The following is a 17,779-nucleotide window of genomic DNA, read 5'->3' on the forward strand; positions in this document are numbered from 1 at the left end:
GGAGGGCCGGAGAGACCGGCTCCCCTGACTCGAGGAACCCATCATGACCACCACCACTACAGCGACGCCGCTCCCCGAGCGCGCGTCCGCGACCCCCGCATCCGGTGCGGCGGGCCTCGTCCGCGCCCTCGGCGCCGGCTCGGCCCTGCTCGTCGCCGCCCACCTCGTCATCGCGATCATGTACGTGCCGCGCTGGCCCGAGAACCTCGCCCTCGTCTCCTGGTCGGCCGTCGCCGTGCCGCTCGCGCTGCTCGCGATCGGCGTCGCGATGTGGCTCACGGGGGCGGCGTCGCGCCTGCTGCTCGCCGTGCAGCTCGTCGGCGCGCTCGCCATGACGGTCGTCTACGTGCTGGGCGCCGCCACGAACGACCGGATCTTCGCCGAGGATCTCGAGATGTGGGTGTCGATCGCGGCGCTCACGGGTCAGTACCTCGCGGCTCTCGGCGTGCTCGCGCGCGGCGCGTGGCGCGGCGTGCAGCGCGTGCTCCCCGTGCTCGGCGCCAGCTGGGCGACCGTCGTGCTGCCCGTCGCCGTCGCCTTCAGCGACTTCGAGGCCACCTGGTGGCCCTTCATCGTGTACGTGTGCGCGGGGCTCATCGTCAACGGCGTGGCGCTCGCGATCCGTCCCTCGGGCGGCGCGGAGGCGGCCCGATGACCCGTGGGATGCGCCGCGCGGCGCTCACGGGTGTGCTCGTCGCGGCGATCGCGGCGGCCCCGGCGACGGCGGCCCGCGCCCTCGATGAGGTGCCGGAGGTCCAGCCCGAGGTGACGGTCGTGGCGGATGCCGCGCTCGCCGAGGGCGACGACGACATGACGCCCCCCGTCATCACCGTCGGCGGCCTCGACACCTCGTGGGTGTACGAGCTCGGGGCCGAGTTCGCCCTCGAGTACACATGCACCGACCCCGAGTCGGGCATCGTGAGCTGCACCGAGGCCGACGGCCACCTGTCGGGCGACATCGTGCGCCTCTCGGTCGACGGACTCAACGTCTTCACCGTGACGGGCGTCAACGGCGCCGGCATCAGCTGGTCGGGCACCCTCCACGTGTGGGCGCAGATCCCCGAGCTCGTCTCGGTGCGCGCCATCTACGACCCGCACCGTCAGAGCCTCAACGGCTGGTTCGACGCCCCCATCTACGGCACCATCCGCGCGTGGCGTGACGACGAGCTCGCGATCCGCGACATCCACTACCGCGTCGACGGCGGCGAGTGGATCGTGACGAGCGGCTCGGAGGTGGCGGTGCCGTTCACCACCGAGGGCCGCTACCTGCTCGAGTACCTCGCGTTCGACGCCGACATGGGCTTCTCGACCCTCATCCGCCGCTGGATCGCGCTCGACTTCACGGCGCCCGCGATCTGGTACCCCGAGGGCATCGACGGAGGCGAGTTCCCCCGCGGGTACGAGCAGGCGCTGTGGGCGTCGTGCGAGGACCTGCTCTCGGGCGTCTACACGTGCGCGTTCGACGAGGGCGAGTGGCTGCCGACCGACGTGCCCGGCGAGCACACCGTGACCGCGCGCGGCACCGACGACGCGGGCAACGAGGTCGTGCGCGTGCTGCGGTACACGGTGCTCGGCGCCGAGGGCGAGGAGCCCGGCGACGACGAGCAGCCCGGCGGCGAGCAGCCCGGCGACGGCGGCGGTGTTTCGGGCGGGGTGTCCGGCCAACCCGCGCGCCCCGCGACCGGTGCGGGCGTGCTCGCCTCGACCGGAGTCGACTCCGGCGTCTGGATGCTCCTCATCGGCGGGCTCGCGCTCGTCGGCCTCGGCGCGGGCGCCACGATCCTCACCCGCCGGACCCGGCTGTCCTCCTGATACCGGCGGCGTGAGCGGGGGGAGGCGGTGTGGAGGCCGCCTCCCCCCACCCTTTTCTGCGGGCCGGATCTGCGTGCGGGACGATGGATGCGTGGAGTCACCCGTGGACGATGAGCGCGATCGCACCGACCGCACCGACCGCGCCCCCATCGGCGTCGGCCCGTGGCCGGGCGGCCGCGCGGCCTGGCCCGACGACCCTCGCTACGACCCCGAGCTGCTCGAGGGCGGCGACGCCCGCAATGTCGTCGACCGCTACCGCTACTGGCGCCTCGAGGCGATCGTCGCCGACCTCGACGCGCGGCGGCATCCGTTCCACGTCGCGATCGAGAACTGGCAGCACGATCTCAACATCGGGTCGATCGTGCGGAGTGCCAACGCGTTCGGCGCGGAAGCGGTGCACATCGTCGGGCGCCGCCGCTGGAACCGCCGCGGGGCGATGGTGACCGACCGCTACCAGCACGTGCTGCAGCATCCGACGGTCGACGATCTCGTCGCGTGGGCGCGCGAGCGCGGGCTGCCCCTCGTGGCGGTCGACAACACCGAGGGTGCCGTGCCGGTCGACGCGTTCGCCCTGCCGGAGCGCTGCGTGCTGCTCTTCGGGCAGGAGGGGCCGGGGCTCACGGATGCCGCGCTCGCCGCCGCCGACGCGCACGTCGAGATCCGGCAGTTCGGCTCGACGCGGTCGATCAACGCGGCCGCCGCCGCGGCGATCGTCATGCACGAGTGGGTGCGGCAGAACGCCGTCTGACGCCTACCCGCTGGTCGAGTGGCGTGCGGGCGCCTACCCGCTGGTTGAGTAGCGTGCGTGCGCCTTCACCGCTGGTTGAGTAGCCCGCGCAGCGGGCGTGTCGAAACCAGCCCGCGCCTCACCCCGCCAGCAGGCTCGCCTCGAGGTCGCGCAGCGTGCGGAAGTGCGTCATCCGCGTGACCCCGACACCTGCGATGACGAGCGCGCCGACCGTCCAGGCGCCGAGCACAAGCGCATCCGTGAGGGTGCGCGCGATGTCGCCGTCGTACATGAATTGCCGCACCGCATCCACGGCGAAGCCCATCGGCAGCACGTGGTGGAGCGCCGCGAGCGGCTCGGGCAGCGTCTGCCACGGGAAGGTGCCGCCGGCCGTCACGAGCTGCAGCACCATGAGCACGAGCCCGAGGAACTGCCCCGTCGACCCGAGCCACACGTTGAGCGCGAGCACGATCGCCGCGAAGCACAGCGACGCGAGCACGAGCGTGCCGAGCACCGCCCACGGCATCGCCATCGAGAACCCGAGCACGACGTTCAGCACGAGGAACAGCGCCCCCATCTGCAGCGCCCCGAACAGCCCCGGCGTGAGCCAGCCCGCGAGCGTGACCTTGACGGGCGAATGCAGCGCCGTGATCGCCCGAGGCGACACGGGCTTCACGATGAGGAAGAGCGCGTACATGCCGATCCACGCGGCGAGCGCCGCGAAGAACGGGGCGAGGCCCGCGCCGTAGCTGTCGGCCGCGGCGACGTTCGAGGTCTCGAGCGCGACGGGGTCGGCGATCGCGGCGGCCTGCGCGGCGCGGAGGGTGGCATCCGGGTCGGGGATCTGCGCGAGCCCCTCGCTCAGGCCGTCGCGCAGGGTGGCGGCGCCCTCGTCGAGGCGGGTCACGCCGTCGGCGAGCGACGCGGCACCGGATGCGGCGGTCGCGGCCCCGGCGGACAGCTGCCGAGCGCCGTCGGCGAGCCGGTCGATGCTGCCGACGGTCGACTGCACACGGGCGTCGACCGCGTCGACGGCGGTCGAGATCGGCGCGAGCCTCTCGAGCACGGCGTCGATCTGCTCCTGCGTGAGCCCCTGCTCGACGAGCGCCTCCGTGAGCGCGGCCCGCGTCTCGGGCAGGGCGTTCCGCACGCGCGTCGCGGCATCCGCGACCCGGTCGGCCGTCGCAGCGAGCTGCGTGTTGCCGTCGGCCACCTGCGCGGCACCCGCTGCGAGCTGGGCCGTGCCGTCGGCGAGACGCCGGGCGCCGTCGGATGCCGTGGCGGCCCCGTCGGCGAGCGCGGCGGCGCCGTCGGCCGCATCCGCCATGCCCGAGCGGATGTCGGCGATGCCGTCGAGCAGCTGCTGCGCCGCCTCCTCGACCACCTGACGCGCGATCGTCTGCAGCATCGTCGTGGCCGCGGTCTTGCCGATCGTCGACGCGAGGTAGGAGCCGGCGTCGTTCGTCGTGAGCTCGAGGCGCGCCTGCCGCGGGTCGTCGCTCGCGACCGAGAGCAGCGCATCCGTGAAGTCGGCGGGGATCGTGAGGGTGAAGTCGTAGCGCGAGGCCTCGAGCCCCTCCGCGGCCTCCTCGGCCGACACCTCGTGCCAGTCGAACGTGCCCGAGTCGAGCAGGCGCTCGGCGACCTCCGTACCCAGGTCCACGTGCTCGCGGTCGCGCTCGCCGCCCTCGTCGTCGACGACGAGGGCGACCGGCACCCGGTCGAGGTTCGCGTACGGGTCCTGGTTGGCCCACAGGTAGAGCCCGCCGTAGAGGATCGGGATGATGCACAGCGCCGCGAGGGCGAGGATCGCCATCGGGGTGGCGGTGAGGCGGCGCAGCTCCGCCTGGATCATGGCGCGGATCTTCACTCGGCGCTCCAGGGTTCGAGGGCCGCGAGGGCGGGGCGGCCGATGATCGCGAGCACCGCGACGCCGCGTTCGGCGACCGCCGCGAGGTGGGCGCGCCACGCCGACGGCTCGCCGCCGTGGCGGTCGGGCGCCACGACCACGAGCCCCGTCACGCCGGGGCGCAGGAGGGCGAGCTCGGTGAGCACCCGGATGCGCGTCGCGGGGGCGAGGTCGCCCATGCGCGTGCGCGCGTCGGCGGATGCGCCGAGCTGCTCGAGCGTGCGGGCGGCGGCGCGACGGGAGGGGAAGCGGCCCGCGAACATGAGCTCCTCGGCGACGACGGATGCGAGCGTCACGCCGGGCGGCGGCTCGCTCACGCGGGGCGCATCGACGAGAGCGATCTCGCGGCGCAGGCGGCGCGCATCCGCCTCGCCGTCGATGCGCACCTCGCCGCGGTCGGGGCGCATCCGTCCGCTCCCCAGGAGGCCGAGCACCGTGGGGCGCTCGCTCGTCTCGGCCTCGACGAGGGTGAGCTCGCCGCTCGCGAACGCGAGCGTCGTCGGCGGGAGCGCGTGGCCCTTCGCGGCACCCGCGAGCTCGACCCTCACGAGTGCAGCTCCGGCGTCGTGGCGATGAGCTCGCGCGCGGATGCGGCGTCGAAGCCGAGGATGCCGAGCACCGAGAGCGCCACGAGGCGCTCGCCCGTCGCGGCGTCCATCGGCGAGCGGGTGGCCTCGTCGAGCACCGAGAGCACGGAGCCCTCGACGAGGCGCGCGAGCGTGGGCGCGTCGATGTCGTCGCGCACACGGCCCGTCTGCTCGCCGACCGTCACGGCGTGGCGCACGCGGTCGCGCAGCGGCTGGAGCGCGAACGCGAGCTCGTGCTGGAAGGGGCCGCGCAGCGCGAACTGCGCCATGACGCGCACCGATTCGACCTGACGCCACAGAGTCACGCCGATGAGGGCGAGCAGCGTGGGCGGGTCGGGGTGCTCGATGCGCTCGACCGCGGCGAGCACGGTGCTCACGCGGTGGGCGAGGAGCGAGCGGATGAGGTCGTCGCGCGTCGCGAAGTGGCCGTAGACGGCGCGGCGGCTGAGGCCGGCGGCGCCCGCGATGGCGTCGAGGGATGCGTCGGGGTCACGGTTGAGCACGGTGCCCGCGGCCGCGAGGAGCGCGAGACGGTTCTGCTCGGCGTCGCGGCGGCGGCCGCGCTGGACCCCGGCGTCTGCGTCTACGAACGTGTTCACGTCGCGATAGTACGCCCGAACCTGCACACGCGTGTGCAACTTACACCGCCCTCCCAGCATCCGTCGTCCGCGAAAGTACGTACTTTGCGGCGGAATCGGGCCTCGAGGGGCGAAAAGTGCGTACTCTCGCGGACCTCACGCACTCAGGCGGGGTGGATAGGCTGGGGTGTAATCCCCAACGACCCCAAGGGAGAAGAGCTATGCCCGCGATCGTGCTCATCGGCGCCCAGTGGGGCGATGAAGGCAAGGGCAAGGCGACCGACCTGCTCGGCGACCGGGTCGACTACGTCGTCAAGTTCAACGGCGGCAACAACGCCGGCCACACCGTCGTCGTGGGCGACCAGAAGTACGCCCTGCACCTGCTGCCGTCCGGCATCCTGAGCCCCGGCGTCGTGCCCGTCATCGCCAACGGCGTCGTCGTCGACATCGAGGTGCTCTTCAGCGAGCTCGAGGCGCTCAGCGCCCGCGGTGTCGACGTGTCGAAGCTGCTCGTCTCCGCCAACGCCCACGTGATCACGCAGTACCACCGCACGATCGACAAGGTCACCGAGCGCTTCCTCGGCAAGCGTCAGATCGGCACCACCGGCCGCGGCATCGGCCCCGCGTACGCCGACAAGATCAACCGCGTCGGCATCCGGATGCAGGACCTCTTCGACGAGAACATCCTGCGTCAGAAGGTCGAGGGCGCCCTCGACGTCAAGAACCACCTGCTGCTCAAGGTCTACAACCGCCGCGCGATCTCGGCCGACGAGGTCGTCGACGACCTGCTGTCGTACGTCGAGCGGTTGCGCCCGATGGTCGCCGACACCGCGCTCGAGCTCAACCGCGCGCTCGACGCCGGCAAGACCGTGCTCTTCGAGGGCGGCCAGGCGACGATGCTCGACGTCGACCACGGTACCTACCCCTTCGTGACCTCGTCGAACGCCACCTCGGGCGGCGCCGCGACCGGCTCGGGCGTCGCACCCAACCGCTTCGACCGCGTCATCGCGGTCGTGAAGGCGTACACGACGCGCGTCGGCGCGGGCCCGTTCCCGACCGAGCTCTTCGACGAGTCCGGCGAGTTCCTGCGCTCCGCGGGCTTCGAGTTCGGCACGACGACGGGCCGCCCCCGCCGCACCGGCTGGTACGACGCCCCCATCGCCCGCTATGCGGCGCGCATCAACGGCGTCACCGACTTCGTGCTCACGAAGCTCGACGTGCTCACGGGCCTCGAGCGCATTCCCGTCTGCGTCGCCTACGACGTCGACGGCACGCGCTTCGACGAGGTGCCCGTCAACCAGTCGGACTTCCACCACGCGAAGCCCATCTACGAGGAGCTGCCCGGCTGGTCGGAGGACATCACCGGCGCCCGCAGCTTCTCAGACCTGCCGAAGGCGGCGCAGGACTACGTGCTCGCGCTCGAGCAGATGTCGGGCTCGCGCATGTCGGCGATCGGCGTCGGCCCCGGCCGCGACGCGATCGTCGTGCGCCACGACCTGTTGTAGGGGCGTCGGGGCGGCTACGGTTCCCTGCATGACGCAACTCGTGCGCCGCCGCGTCGTCGTCACGGGCGTCGTGCAGGGCGTCGGCTTCCGTTGGGCCGCCGCGGCCGAGGCGGAGCGTCTCGGTGTCGCCGGGTTCGTACGCAATCTCCCCGACGGCACGGTCGAGGCCGAGGTCGAGGGTTCCGCGGATGCTGTGGAGCGGATGCTCGAGTGGCTCGCGCAGGGTCCCCCCGCCGCATCCGTGTCGCGGTGCGACGTGACGGAGGTCGCAGCGGCGGGGGAGCGCGGCTTCCGCATCCGCGGCACTTCCGTTGGTTGAGTAGCGCCGCGCGCGGAGCGCACGACGCGTATCGAAACCCTCGCACCGACGTATCAAGAGCGGGCCATGGATGCGATCCCTCCGCACGTCATCCGTCCGTCGGGTTTCGATACGCCGTGCGTCACGCCCTCCGGGCGCGGCGCGCGGCACTCAACCAGCGGGAACCGTCGGCGACGCATCCCAGCGGCGAGCCGCGACCCCTACCGCTCCGGGAGGTGGAGGCGGGCGAGGAAGCGGTCGGCGCCGCGGGGGGCGCCGCGGCGGTCGAGGCGGGAGACGAGCACCATCGTGAGGGTCGCGAGCGGCACCGTCCACGCGGCGGGCTGCTCGACGAGGGCGCTCGCGACGCCCGCATCCCGCAGGAGCGGCCCGAGCAGGATGGCGGTTCCGCACGCGACGGCACCCGCGAGCATCCCGGCGACGGCGCCGCGTGCCGTGAGCCCGCGCCACCAGATGCCGAGCAGCAGGGCGGGGCACAGCGTCGAGGCGGTGAACGCGAACACGAGGCCGACCGACCCCGCGAGCCCCGCCGACTCGGTGACGGCGGCGATGACGAGCGGCGCGATGACCGACAGCACGGCGGCGATGCGGAAGCCGCGCACCGAGCCCGCGAAGAGCTCCTGGCTCACGACGCCCGCGAGCGACACGACGAGCCCCGACGACGTGGAGAGGAACGCCCCGAACGCGCCCGCGATGACGAGCGCCGTCACGGCCTCGGCCCACGGCGACGGCAGCGTCGCCCCGGGCAGCAGCAGGAGGAGGGCGTCGGGGTCGCCGGATGCGAGCTCCGGCAGGAAGACCCGCCCGAGCATGCCGATCGCGATGGGGAAGATGTAGAACGCCGACAGCAGGCACAGCACGATGAGCGTCGTGCGCCGCGCCGCCGGCCCGTCGGGGTTCGTGTAGAACCGCACGAGCACGTGGGGTAGCCCGAGGGTGCCGAGCAGGAGCGCGACGAGGAGCGAGACCGCGCGGTACACCGTGTCGGGGTCGGCGACCGCGAACGGCGGGAACGCCTCCGCGATCGCGGCTCCCGCATCCGGCGCCGCCCCCGGCTGCAGCAGCAGCAGGAACACGACGGGCGCTGCGACGGCCGTGAGCTTGAGCCAGTACTGGAACGCCTGCACGAACGTGATCGACCGCATGCCGCCCGCCGCGACGACGATGCCCACGATGAGCGCGACCCCGACCGCGCCCATCCAGCGCGGCAGCCCCGTCGTGATGCCGACCGTGAGGGCCGCGCCCTGCAGCTGCGGCACGATGTAGAGCCACCCGATGAGGATGACGAGCACGGATGTCACGCGCCGCACCCCGCGCGACTCCAGTCGCGCCTCGGTGAAGTCGGGCACCGTGTAGGCACCCGAGCGCCGCAGCGGCGCCGCGACGAACAGCAGCAGCATGAGGTAGCCGGCCGTGTAGCCGATGGGGAACCACAGGGCCCGCTCCCCCTGCAGCAGGATGAGTCCGGCGATGCCGAGCACGCTCGCGGCCGAGAGGTACTCGCCGCCGATCGCCGACGCGTTGAGCCACGGCCGCACGGTGCGCGACGCGACGTAGAAGTCGCTCGTCGTGCGCGAGACCCGCACGCCGAAGAACCCGATGAGCACCGTCGCGACGGTCACGAGCGCGATCGACGCGTAGCCGAGGGCGGGCGTCATGCGTCGTCCGCGAGCGAGCGGTAGCGCGCCTCGTTGCGGGTGGCGGTGCGCACGTAGAGCGCCGCGACGGCGATGAGCACGGGGAAGAGCCCCGCCCCGAGCACGATCCACGACACGGGCACCCCACCCACGTCGACCGTGTCGAGCCCCGGCACGAGGGCGAACACGAGCGGCACGGCGATGAGCACGACGACGAACGCGATCGCGCACACGATGCCGAGCCGCAGCTGCGAGCGGATGAGCGAGCGGATGTAGAGCCCGGCCGGGTCGGCGGCCGTCGCCCCCGCGGGCGGTCGGCTCCCCGCCTCGTCGTAGCGCGGCGCCGTGATGCGCACGCGCGGGGGCGGCACGCGCGGTGGCGGCACCTGCGCCGGCGGCACCCGCGCGGGCGGGGTCTCCGGGGTCTCGCTCATCCGCGAGCCCGCAGCCGGCGGGCGTCGAGCGCCTCGCGGAGGGCGGGGTGCAGGCGCCGCGAGACGGGCAGCTCGACCTGGCCGATCGTGACGGTCGCGTGGCCCGGTCCGCCGCGCAGGCGCGTGACGTGGTCGAGCTGCACGAGGTAGGAGCGGTGCACGCGCAGGAACCCGGCCTCGGCCCATTGGCGCTCGAGGTCGGAGAGCGGGATGCGCACGAGGTAGCTCGACTCGTCGGTGTGGAGGCGCGCGTAGTCGCCCTGCGCCTGCACGTAGCGCACGTCGTCGCGGCGGATCATGCGCGTCGTGCCGCCGAGCGTGACGGCGACGAGCTCGGGGCGCGGCACGGGTCCCGTCGCGGGCCCCGCCCGCATCCCGTCGATGACGCGGTCGAGCGTGCGCTCGAGCCTTTCGAGCCGCACGGGCTTGAGCAGGTAGTCGACGGCGGCGAACTCGAAGGCCTCGAGCGCCTGATCCTCGTCGGCCGTGACGAAGACGAGTGCGGGCCGGTGCTCGAAGCGGCCGAGGGCGCGCGCGAGGTCGAAGCCCGAGAGGCCGGGCATGTGGATGTCGAGGAACGCCGCGTCGACGGTGCGCTCGGAGAGCAGCCGCACGGCCTCCGCCCCGGAGGAGGCGCGGTGGATGGCGGCGACGCGCGGGTCCTGCCCGAGCAGGTAGGCGAGCTCGTCGAGCGCGGGCGGCTCGTCGTCGGCGATGAGCACGCTGATGCCGGCGCGGGTCTCGGTCATCCGGCGAGTCTCCCTTCGCTCGCGTGAAGCGGCTGCGACTTGGGCACGCGCATCGTCACGAGGGTGCCGGCGCCGACGTTCGTCTCGACGACGAGCCCGAAGTCGTCGCCGTACACCTGGCGCAGGCGCGTGTCGACGTTGCGCAGGCCGACGTGCTCGCCGCCCGCGCGGCCCGCGAGCACCTCGCGGGCGAGCTCGGGGTCGATGCCGACGCCGTCGTCCTCGACGGTGATGAGCGCGCACGCCCCGGCATCCGTCGCCGTGATCGTGACGCGCCCGCCGCGCTCGGTCGACTCGAGCCCGTGCCGCACGGCGTTCTCGACGAGCGGCTGCACGGAGAGGAACGGGATGACCGTCGCGAGCAGCTCCGGCGCGATCTGAAGCGTCACGTCGAGCCGGTCGCCGAAGCGCGCGCGCTCGAGCCGCAGGTAGCCGTCGACGCTGCGCAGCTCTTCGGCGACGGTCGTGAAGTCGCCGTTGCGCCGGAACGAGTAGCGCGTGAAGTCGGCGAACTCGAGCACGAGCTCGCGCGCCTTCGCGGGGTCGGTATGGATGAACGACGCGATCGCGGTGAGCGCGTTGTAGATGAAGTGCGGGCTGATCTGCGCGCGCAGCGCCTTCACCTCGGCCTCCGCGAGCGCGGCGCGGGATGCGTCGAGCTCGGCGAGCTCGAGCTGCGTCGACACCCAGCGCGCCGCCTCGCCCGTCGCCCGCACGAGGCCGGGCCGCGCGGAGCGGGCGAACGCGACAAGCGTGCCCGCCCGCACGCCGGTCACGAGGATGGGCGCCGACACCGCGTCGACCGCCTCGCGACCCTGGCCCAGGATGGCGCGGTGCAGCTGCGGCTTGGCCCCCGAGCGCGTCGCGATCGCGCGCGCCGCGGCCTCCCGGTAGGCCTCCGCGCCGTCGACCGAGAGCACCCCGTCGACGCCCGCGATCGCGAGCCCCTCGCAGTCGAGCATCGCCCGCAGGTCGCGTGCCGCGCGCACCGTGTCGCCCTTCTCGAGGCCCGCCCGCAGGTGCTCGGCGGCGCGCGTCGCGAGGTGCAGCGTCGTGAACCGGGCGCGCTCCGCCTCGGTGCCGAGCTCGCCGTGGCCGCGGGCGAGCCGGCGCGCGATCAGGTACCCCGCAAGCGCCAGCAGCGCGACGGCTGCTGCGATCGCGAGGCCGCTCAACAGCGACTCGGCCATGCAGGCCAGGCTAACCGCTCGCTCGTCGTGGGCACAGTGCCGCTCGTCGCACGCTGACCGCCGCCCGGCGACGACGAGCGGCACGACGGCGACGTCGGGGGGAGGAGGTTCCAGAGTGATGCGCAACCGACAATGGGCGCGCGACGATGCGTGCCCGGGATGAGGAGAGATGATGGGCGACGAAGCCCCCACCTCGGTCGCGCAGACGGAAGCCGACTTCGTCGGCATCCAGGGCTCCCCCGAATTCAAGGAGCTCAAGAAGCGCCACCGTGCGTTCGTTTTCCCCGTGCTGGCCCTAGCCCTCGTGTGGTACTTCGCATACGTGCTCCTGGCCGGCTACGCCCCCGACTTCATGGCGACCCCCGTGTTCGGGCTCGTCAACGTGGGGCTCCTGATCGGACTCGGGCAGGTCGCCACGACCTTCATCGTGACGATGCTCTACGTCTGGTACGCCAACAAGAAGCTCGACCCGATCGCGGAGCAGATCCGCGATGAAGCCGCCCAGGGAGGTGCGCGCCGATGACCCCCACCGCTGTGCTCGAGACGTCCACCTCGCCGGGTGAGCCGCTGCTCAACATCGCCATCTTCGGCGCGTTCGTGCTCGTGACGATGATCATCGTGTTCCGCGCGAGCAGGAACAACAAGACCGCCGCCGACTACTACGCCGCCGGTCGCTCCTTCTCGGGCCCGCAGAACGGCACGGCCATCGCGGGCGACTACCTGTCGGCCGCGTCGTTCCTCGGCATCTGCGGCGCGATCGCGATCAACGGCTACGACGGGTTCCTCTACTCGATCGGCTTCCTCGTGGCGTGGCTCGTCGCACTCCTGCTCGTCGCCGAGCTCCTGCGCAACACGGGCCGCTTCACGATGGCCGACGTGCTGTCGTTCCGCCTCAAGCAGCGCCCCGTGCGCATCGCGGCGGCGACGACGACCCTCGTCGTGTGCTTCTTCTACCTGCTCGCGCAGATGGCGGGCGCGGGCGGCCTCGTCTCGCTGCTGCTCGGCATCCCCGACAAGGTGGGCCAGGGCATCGTGATCGCCGTCGTCGGTGCGCTCATGATCATCTACGTGCTCGTCGGGGGCATGAAGGGCACGACGTGGGTGCAGATCATCAAGGCGTTCCTGCTCATCGTGGGTGCGGGCGTCATGACGATCTGGGTGCTCGCGATCAACGGCTTCAACCTCTCGACGCTGCTCGAGAACGCCGTCGCCACGGCCGGCAGCGCCGACATCCTCGCTCCCGGCAAGCAGTACGGCCTGAGCGACATCACGCGCCTCGACTTCCTCTCGCTCGGCCTCGCGCTCGTGCTCGGCACGGCGGCACTGCCGCACGTGCTCATGCGCTTCTACACGGTGCCGACCGCGAAGGAGGCCCGACGCAGCGTCGTGTGGGCCATCTGGCTCATCGGCATCTTCTACGTGTTCACGCTCGTGCTCGGCTACGGCGCCGCCGCCCTCATCGGTGCGGAGACGATCAAGGCCGCACCGGGCGGCGCGAACTCGGCGGCGCCGCTGCTCGCGTTCGAGCTCGGCGGACCGTTCCTGCTCGGCCTCATCTCGGCCATCGCCTTCGCGACGATCCTCGCGGTCGTCGCGGGCCTCACGATCACGGCCGCGGCATCCTTCGCGCATGACATCTACGCGAGCGTGTTCAAGAAGGGCAAGTCGGATGCCACGGACGAGGTCAAGGTCGCGCGCCGCACGGTCGTGATCATCGGCATCGTCGCGATCCTCGGCGGCATCGCCGCGAACGGTCAGAACGTCGCGTTCCTCGTGGCGCTCGCCTTCGCGGTCGCGGCATCCGCGAACCTGCCGACGATCGTGTACTCGCTGTTCTGGAAGCGCTTCAACACGGCGGGCGCCCTGTGGTCGATGTACGTCGGCCTCGGCTCGGCCATCCTGCTCATCGCGTTCTCGCCGGTCGTCTCCGGCTCACCGACGTCGATGATCCCGGGTGCGGACTTCGCGATCTGGCCGCTGTCGAACCCCGGCATCGTGTCGATCCCGCTGGCGTTCCTCGCCGGCTTGATCGCGACGCTCGCGTCGCGCTCGAAGGAGGACCCGGCCAAGCAGTCCGAGATGGAGGTGCGCTCTCTCACCGGTATCGGTGCGGAGAAGGCCACCCAGCACTGAGACTCGGCGGGGTCGGGTACGTGCCTGGCCCGACCCCGCCGGAACAGCTCACGCGGATGCGGCGCCCGCGACGATCGCGCCGATGATCGCGGTCGCCGCCCACCAACCGAGGGCGGCGGCCGCGATCGGCACGCCGAGGGCGAGCAGCCAGTCGATCGCACGCGGCGGCACGGGCTCGCCGGATGCCGAGAGCGGCATGGTCGTCGACGGGAGCTTCACGACCGGCTGACGGATGGCATCCTCGTCGACCGTGAACGGCCGGTCGTCGGCCCGCGTCCAGCCGAGGAACAACACGCGCGGAGCGGCCCGAAGCGACAGCACGAACGGGCCGCTCCGAGGAATCGCCATCCGGGTCCGACGAGACGCATGGCGAAAAGGTAGCGGATGCGAGGATATGGGCGTGAGCGCCACTCGACCGCCCCGTGAGCCCCTTGTCGGCCGCTACGTGCGGCTGGATCCGCTGAGCCCCGACGACTACGCCGGCCTGTGGCACGCCATCGGCCGCCCGGAGGTGTTCGCGGGCGGTTACGGCGGCGGCCTCGCGGGCCTCCCCGCCGACGAGTCGGCCTTCGCGGCGTGGGCGCCGGGCTACTTCCCCCACGAGCGCGGCATCACCTACGTCGTGCGCGTCGCATCCGGCCCCCACTCCGGCGAGATCGTCGGAACCTCAAGCATGGCCGACTTCGACGAGCAGAAGGAGGCCGCCCACATCGGCTGGACGGCGTACGACCCGCGCGTGTGGGGCACCCAGGTCAACGTCGAGGCGAAGCTGCTCATGCTCGGCCGCCTCTTCGACCACGGCTACGGCCGCATCAAGCTGCAGGCGGATGCCGTCAACGCCCGCTCGCGCGCCGCGATCACGAAGCTCGGGGCGCGGTTCGAGGGCGTCATGCGACGCGACCAGCCGCGCGCCGACGGCACGTGGCGCGACACGGCCGTCTACTCGGTGCTCGCCGAGGAGTGGCCCCACGTGCGCGCGGGCCTCGAGGAGCGCCTCGCGGAGTGGGGCGAGCGGCCCGTGCTGTTCCGCTCCGTGCCGAGCGACTGACGCGCCGCATCCGCCCCTCGAGGGCCCCTGATCTCCCGGAACTTCGGGACACCCGCCCCTCCCGCCCGGGACGGCCGGACTGCGACCGTGGTCGGCATGGACTGGAGACCGGATGTGCTCGGCGGCTTCGAGCAGCTGCCCCTGCCGCTGCGCCGCGACGAGGAGGGCGCCGTCGTGGCGACCCTCGTGCGTCCGACGGTCGCGCGGACGACCGCGTGGGGGCGTGAGCCGCACGGCTTCGCCCACGGCGTCGACGTGCTCTACGTGCACGGCTGGTCGGACTACTTCTTCCAGGCCGAGCACGCCCTCTTCTGGACGCGTGCCGGCGCGCGCTTCCACGCCCTCGACCTGCGCAAGTACGGCCGCAGCCTGCTGCCCCACCAGACCCCCGGCTACACCGAGGATCTCGCCGTCTACGACGAGGACATCTCGGCGGCGCTCGAGGCGATGGGCCGCGACGAGAACACGCGTCGTCCGCTCGTCGTCATCGGCCACTCGACGGGCGGCCTGACGCTCGCGCTGTGGGCGGCCCGGCATCCGGGCGCCGTCGACGCGATCATCCTCAACAGCCCGTGGCTCGAGTTCCAGGCGGATGAGCTGGGTCGCCGCGCGATCGCCCCCCTCGTGGCGCTCGGGGCGCGTCTCGGCCCGCGCGCCGCCCTGCCGGGCATCGACCGCGGCTTCAACACGCAGGCCTCCTCGCGCCTCTTCGACGGGGAGTGGGACTACGACCTGAGCTGGCGCCCGGAGCGCGGCTTCCCCGTGCACAGCGGGTGGCTCGACGCGATCCTCGACGGCCACGCGCGCGTGGCGTCAGGCCTCGGCATCGAGGTGCCGGTGCTCGTCATGCTCTCGGCCCGCAGCTGGCTGCAGCAGTCGTGGTCGGCGCGCATCTACGACTCGGATGTCGCCCTCGACGTCGACGGGGTCGCCGAGCGTGCCACGCGCCTCGGCTCGCACGTCTCGGTCGTGCGCCTCGACGGTGCGCTGCACGATGTGCTGCTGTCGCGGCGCTCCGTGCGCGCGTCGGCCTACGACGTCATGGCGCGATGGACGCGGACGTACCTTCCGGAGACGACGTCCGTCGATCAGCTGCTCGGCTCCCTCCGAGGCTGAGCGAGGCGAGCAGGCCCGCCACGAGGAAGCCCGCGGCCGTGAAGGTCGCGGCGCGGGTGGCCTCCGTGAACGCGGCGCGCGCCGCATCCGCCGCCTCCGGCGACTGCTCCTCGATCGCGGGGATCGCCGAGCCCGAGGAGTCGACGGCGACGTCGATGATCTGCTGCCGCACGTCGCTCGGCAGCTTGGCGGGCAGCCTGTCGTCGAGCTGGCCGGCGAACGAGGTGAAGAGCACGGTTCCGAGGATCGCGATGCCGAGCGCGGAGCCGACCTGCCGCGAGGTCGACTGCGTGCCCGACGCCTGACCGCTCGCGGCGACGGGCACATCCGTGAGCACGACGCCCGTGAGCTGCGCGGTCGCGAGACCGACGCCGAAGCCGTAGATCGCGAGGCCGATCGCGCTCTGCCACCACGGGGTGTCGGTCGAGATGAACAGCGCGAGGATGACGAGGCCCACGAGCTCGGCGGCGAGGCCCATTCGCACGATCGCGACGGGCGCGATCCTGCCGCTCATCGAGCCCGCGAAGCCCGAGGCGAGGAACGAGCCGCCCGCGAGGGCGAGCAGCAGAAGCCCCGTCTGGAGGGCGTCGTAGCCGAGCACGTTCTGCAGCCACAGGGGCAAGGCGAGGATGACGCCGAACTCGCCGAGCGACACGATGAGCGCCGCGACGTTGCCGTTGCGGAACGACGCGATGCGGAACAGCGAGAACGCGATGAGCGTCGACCTGCCCTGCCGCTCGCGGTGCGCGCCCCACGCGATGAATGCGACGAGGGAGAGCAGCGTGAGGCCGAAGATGAACGGGATCGGCGACACGTCGAGCGTCCAGAAGTCGGGGGCGCCCTTCTCGGTCGACCACCAGCCGAAGGTGCGGCCCTCGATGAGGCCGAAGACGAGGCTCGTGAAGAGCAGCACCGAGAGCGCGGCGCCCACGAGGTCGACGCGGCGGGCCGTGTCCGCCTTGGACTCGCGCACGAAGAGCAGCGTGCCGACGATGATGATGACGCCGAGGGGGAGGTTGATGCCGAACGCCCAGCGCCACGAGAAGTCGGTCGTGAGCCAGCCGCCGAGCAGCGGGCCGACGGCCGCCATGCCGCCGATCGTCGAGCCCCACACGGCGAACGCGATGCCGCGCTCGCGGCCCGTGAAGGTCGCGTTGAGGATCGAGAGCGTCGCGGGCAGGATCATCGCGCCGCCGAAGCCCTGCACGACGCGCGAGACGATGAGCAGGTCGCCCGTGGGGGCGAGGGCCGCGACGACGCTCGAGAGCGCGAACAGCACGACGCCGATCATGAGGAGGCGGCGGCGCCCGAAGCGGTCGGCGAGCGTTCCGAACACGAGCAGGAGGGCCGCGAAGACGAGCGTGTACGACTCCTGCACCCACTGGACCTGTGTCGACGTGATCGCGAGCTCGTCGACGACGGAGGGGATCGCGACGTTGACGATGGTCGAGTCGACGATGATGAGCGACACGGCGATCGAGATGAAGACGAGGCCGAGCCAGCGGTTCTTGTCAGGGGCGGGGGCGTTCACAGAGGGCTCCAAAATTAGTAAGCGTGCTGAATATCTTACGCTTGTCGAGGAGGGAACGCATGGCGGATGAGCTCGAGCACTGGCCGACCGGCCGCCTGCTCTCCGTCGCGGCGCGCCTCGTCGAGCAGCGCTGGCGCGAGCGCCTCGACGAGCACGGGCTCACCCACGCCGGCCTCATCGTGCTCCACCTCCTCGGCGCGGGACCGCAGACCTTGGGCGACCTCGCACGCGAGGCTCGCGTCACCGCGCAGACGATGGGCCGCACCGTCGAGAACCTCTCACGCGACGGTCGCGTGCGCATCGTCGTCGACCCGGCCGACCGCCGCCGCCGCCTCGTCGAACGCACCCCCATGGGCGCCGTCGCCCTCGAGCTGCTCGGCGGCGTCGAGGGCAGCATGTTCCCCGAGCTGGACGACCCCGAAGGATTCCGCGGCCAGCTGCTCGAGATCATCCGCTACGTGGGAGGCGACCCCGACATCCGCTACGGCGACGCCCGGTAACCTC

Annotated in this window: 19 protein-coding genes; 10 read left to right on the plus strand and 9 right to left on the minus strand. The window is 72.4% G+C overall.

Going from position 1 to position 17,779, the window contains the following annotated elements; translation table 11 throughout:
• Positions 1-43 precede the first annotated feature (43 nt).
• The 3 genes from H4J02_RS00515 (at position 44) to H4J02_RS00525 (ending at position 2,560) form a co-directional block, all read left to right on the plus strand.
• Positions 44-655: a hypothetical protein gene (locus H4J02_RS00515; RefSeq protein ID WP_187675203.1), complete on the plus strand. Its 612-nt coding sequence runs from the start codon at positions 44-46 to the stop codon at positions 653-655.
• Positions 652-1,812, plus strand: a complete 1,161-nt coding sequence (locus H4J02_RS00520) for a hypothetical protein (protein WP_187675204.1) — start codon at positions 652-654, stop codon at positions 1,810-1,812. Before H4J02_RS00515 ends, H4J02_RS00520 begins: the two co-directional genes overlap by 4 nt.
• Before the next feature lie 91 nt (positions 1,813-1,903).
• Entirely contained in the window at positions 1,904-2,560 is a 657-nt protein-coding gene (locus H4J02_RS00525; protein ID WP_262406152.1) for a TrmH family RNA methyltransferase, read from the plus strand.
• Between the two features lie 118 nt (positions 2,561-2,678).
• Here H4J02_RS00525 and H4J02_RS00530 read toward each other — a convergent pair whose 3' ends face one another.
• Genes H4J02_RS00530 through H4J02_RS00540 form a run of 3 tightly spaced genes read right to left on the minus strand, consistent with a single transcriptional unit; the run spans position 2,679 to position 5,634 of the window.
• Positions 2,679-4,394, minus strand: coding sequence for a YhgE/Pip family protein (locus H4J02_RS00530; RefSeq protein ID WP_397420141.1), 1,716 nt, complete (start codon positions 4,392-4,394; stop codon positions 2,679-2,681).
• 11 nt (positions 4,395-4,405) lie between these two features.
• Positions 4,406-4,996, minus strand: coding sequence for a hypothetical protein (locus tag H4J02_RS00535; RefSeq protein ID WP_187675206.1), 591 nt, complete (start codon positions 4,994-4,996; stop codon positions 4,406-4,408).
• Complete coding sequence (locus tag H4J02_RS00540) at positions 4,993-5,634, minus strand: TetR/AcrR family transcriptional regulator (protein ID WP_262406153.1); 642 nt, start codon at positions 5,632-5,634, stop codon at positions 4,993-4,995. The genes H4J02_RS00535 and H4J02_RS00540 overlap by 4 nt, the downstream gene beginning before the upstream one ends.
• Positions 5,635-5,834: 200 nt before the next feature.
• On the opposite strand from H4J02_RS00540, the gene H4J02_RS00545 reads away from it, so the two are divergent.
• Together H4J02_RS00545 and H4J02_RS00550 are read left to right on the plus strand one after the other, a co-directional pair.
• Entirely contained in the window at positions 5,835-7,118 is a 1,284-nt protein-coding gene (locus tag H4J02_RS00545; RefSeq protein WP_187675208.1) for an adenylosuccinate synthase, read from the plus strand.
• 28 nt (positions 7,119-7,146) lie between these two features.
• On the plus strand, positions 7,147-7,437 hold the full coding sequence (locus H4J02_RS00550; protein ID WP_187675209.1) for an acylphosphatase: 291 nt from the start codon (positions 7,147-7,149) through the stop codon (positions 7,435-7,437).
• A 200-nt stretch (positions 7,438-7,637) separates the two neighbouring features.
• On the opposite strand, the gene H4J02_RS00555 is transcribed toward H4J02_RS00550, so the two are convergent.
• Genes H4J02_RS00555 through H4J02_RS00570 form a run of 4 tightly spaced genes read right to left on the minus strand, consistent with a single transcriptional unit; the run spans position 7,638 to position 11,447 of the window.
• The gene (locus tag H4J02_RS00555) at positions 7,638-9,095 is read right to left on the minus strand and encodes a cation acetate symporter (RefSeq protein WP_187675210.1); all 1,458 of its coding nucleotides are present in this window, start codon (positions 9,093-9,095) and stop codon (positions 7,638-7,640) included.
• Positions 9,092-9,508: a hypothetical protein gene (locus tag H4J02_RS00560; protein WP_262406154.1), complete on the minus strand. Its 417-nt coding sequence runs from the start codon at positions 9,506-9,508 to the stop codon at positions 9,092-9,094. Before H4J02_RS00560 ends, H4J02_RS00555 begins: the two co-directional genes overlap by 4 nt.
• The gene (locus tag H4J02_RS00565; protein ID WP_187675211.1) at positions 9,505-10,257 is read right to left on the minus strand and encodes a LytTR family DNA-binding domain-containing protein; all 753 of its coding nucleotides are present in this window, start codon (positions 10,255-10,257) and stop codon (positions 9,505-9,507) included. The genes H4J02_RS00560 and H4J02_RS00565 overlap by 4 nt, the downstream gene beginning before the upstream one ends.
• On the minus strand, positions 10,254-11,447 hold the full coding sequence (locus H4J02_RS00570) for a sensor histidine kinase (protein ID WP_187675212.1): 1,194 nt from the start codon (positions 11,445-11,447) through the stop codon (positions 10,254-10,256). Before H4J02_RS00570 ends, H4J02_RS00565 begins: the two co-directional genes overlap by 4 nt.
• 172 nt (positions 11,448-11,619) lie before the next feature.
• Between H4J02_RS00570 and H4J02_RS00575 the strand changes: the two genes are divergently transcribed.
• Both H4J02_RS00575 and H4J02_RS00580 read left to right on the plus strand, forming a co-directional pair.
• Complete coding sequence (locus tag H4J02_RS00575) at positions 11,620-11,970, plus strand: DUF485 domain-containing protein (protein WP_187675213.1); 351 nt, start codon at positions 11,620-11,622, stop codon at positions 11,968-11,970.
• On the plus strand, positions 11,967-13,580 hold the full coding sequence (locus H4J02_RS00580) for a cation acetate symporter (RefSeq protein ID WP_187675214.1): 1,614 nt from the start codon (positions 11,967-11,969) through the stop codon (positions 13,578-13,580). The genes H4J02_RS00575 and H4J02_RS00580 overlap by 4 nt, the downstream gene beginning before the upstream one ends.
• Before the next feature lie 48 nt (positions 13,581-13,628).
• Here the strand turns inward: H4J02_RS00580 and H4J02_RS00585 are convergent, their stop codons facing one another.
• A complete protein-coding gene (locus H4J02_RS00585) occupies positions 13,629-13,928 on the minus strand; it encodes a hypothetical protein (protein WP_187675215.1) in 300 nt (99 codons plus the stop codon).
• A 46-nt stretch (positions 13,929-13,974) separates the two neighbouring features.
• Here H4J02_RS00585 and H4J02_RS00590 point away from each other — a divergent pair, with 46 nt between their 5' ends.
• Both H4J02_RS00590 and H4J02_RS00595 read left to right on the plus strand, forming a co-directional pair.
• Positions 13,975-14,628, plus strand: coding sequence for a GNAT family N-acetyltransferase (locus H4J02_RS00590; protein ID WP_397420142.1), 654 nt, complete (start codon positions 13,975-13,977; stop codon positions 14,626-14,628).
• A gap of 96 nt (positions 14,629-14,724) precedes the next feature.
• Positions 14,725-15,744, plus strand: coding sequence for an alpha/beta hydrolase (locus tag H4J02_RS00595; RefSeq protein WP_187675217.1), 1,020 nt, complete (start codon positions 14,725-14,727; stop codon positions 15,742-15,744).
• On the opposite strand, the gene H4J02_RS00600 is transcribed toward H4J02_RS00595, so the two are convergent.
• A complete protein-coding gene (locus tag H4J02_RS00600; RefSeq protein ID WP_187675218.1) occupies positions 15,668-17,275 on the minus strand; it encodes a DHA2 family efflux MFS transporter permease subunit in 1,608 nt (535 codons plus the stop codon). The genes H4J02_RS00595 and H4J02_RS00600 overlap by 77 nt on opposite strands.
• 59 nt (positions 17,276-17,334) lie before the next feature.
• On the opposite strand from H4J02_RS00600, the gene H4J02_RS00605 reads away from it, so the two are divergent.
• Positions 17,335-17,775, plus strand: a complete 441-nt coding sequence (locus tag H4J02_RS00605; protein WP_187675219.1) for a MarR family winged helix-turn-helix transcriptional regulator — start codon at positions 17,335-17,337, stop codon at positions 17,773-17,775.
• Positions 17,776-17,779 lie beyond the last annotated feature (4 nt).

The organism is Protaetiibacter sp. SSC-01 (assembly GCF_014483895.1).
GTDB lineage: Bacteria > Actinomycetota > Actinomycetes > Actinomycetales > Microbacteriaceae > Homoserinibacter.

Bases quoted from the DNA above. Each gene is read 5' to 3' on its own strand.
- H4J02_RS00515 (WP_187675203.1), top strand. From the start codon at position 44: ATGACCACCACCACTACAGCGACGCCGCTCCCCGAGCGCGCGTCCGCG.
- H4J02_RS00520 (WP_187675204.1), top strand. From the start codon at position 652: ATGACCCGTGGGATGCGCCGCGCGGCGCTCACGGGTGTGCTCGTCGCG.
- H4J02_RS00530 (WP_397420141.1), bottom strand. From the start codon at position 4,394: ATGATCCAGGCGGAGCTGCGCCGCCTCACCGCCACCCCGATGGCGATC.
- H4J02_RS00545 (WP_187675208.1), top strand. From the start codon at position 5,835: ATGCCCGCGATCGTGCTCATCGGCGCCCAGTGGGGCGATGAAGGCAAG.
- H4J02_RS00550 (WP_187675209.1), top strand. From the start codon at position 7,147: ATGACGCAACTCGTGCGCCGCCGCGTCGTCGTCACGGGCGTCGTGCAG.
- H4J02_RS00555 (WP_187675210.1), bottom strand. From the start codon at position 9,095: ATGACGCCCGCCCTCGGCTACGCGTCGATCGCGCTCGTGACCGTCGCG.
- H4J02_RS00560 (WP_262406154.1), bottom strand. From the start codon at position 9,508: ATGAGCGAGACCCCGGAGACCCCGCCCGCGCGGGTGCCGCCGGCGCAG.
- H4J02_RS00565 (WP_187675211.1), bottom strand. From the start codon at position 10,257: ATGACCGAGACCCGCGCCGGCATCAGCGTGCTCATCGCCGACGACGAG.
- H4J02_RS00570 (WP_187675212.1), bottom strand. From the start codon at position 11,447: ATGGCCGAGTCGCTGTTGAGCGGCCTCGCGATCGCAGCAGCCGTCGCG.
- H4J02_RS00575 (WP_187675213.1), top strand. From the start codon at position 11,620: ATGGGCGACGAAGCCCCCACCTCGGTCGCGCAGACGGAAGCCGACTTC.
- H4J02_RS00580 (WP_187675214.1), top strand. From the start codon at position 11,967: ATGACCCCCACCGCTGTGCTCGAGACGTCCACCTCGCCGGGTGAGCCG.
- H4J02_RS00585 (WP_187675215.1), bottom strand. From the start codon at position 13,928: ATGGCGATTCCTCGGAGCGGCCCGTTCGTGCTGTCGCTTCGGGCCGCT.
- H4J02_RS00590 (WP_397420142.1), top strand. From the start codon at position 13,975: ATGGGCGTGAGCGCCACTCGACCGCCCCGTGAGCCCCTTGTCGGCCGC.
- H4J02_RS00595 (WP_187675217.1), top strand. From the start codon at position 14,725: ATGGACTGGAGACCGGATGTGCTCGGCGGCTTCGAGCAGCTGCCCCTG.
- H4J02_RS00605 (WP_187675219.1), top strand. From the start codon at position 17,335: ATGGCGGATGAGCTCGAGCACTGGCCGACCGGCCGCCTGCTCTCCGTC.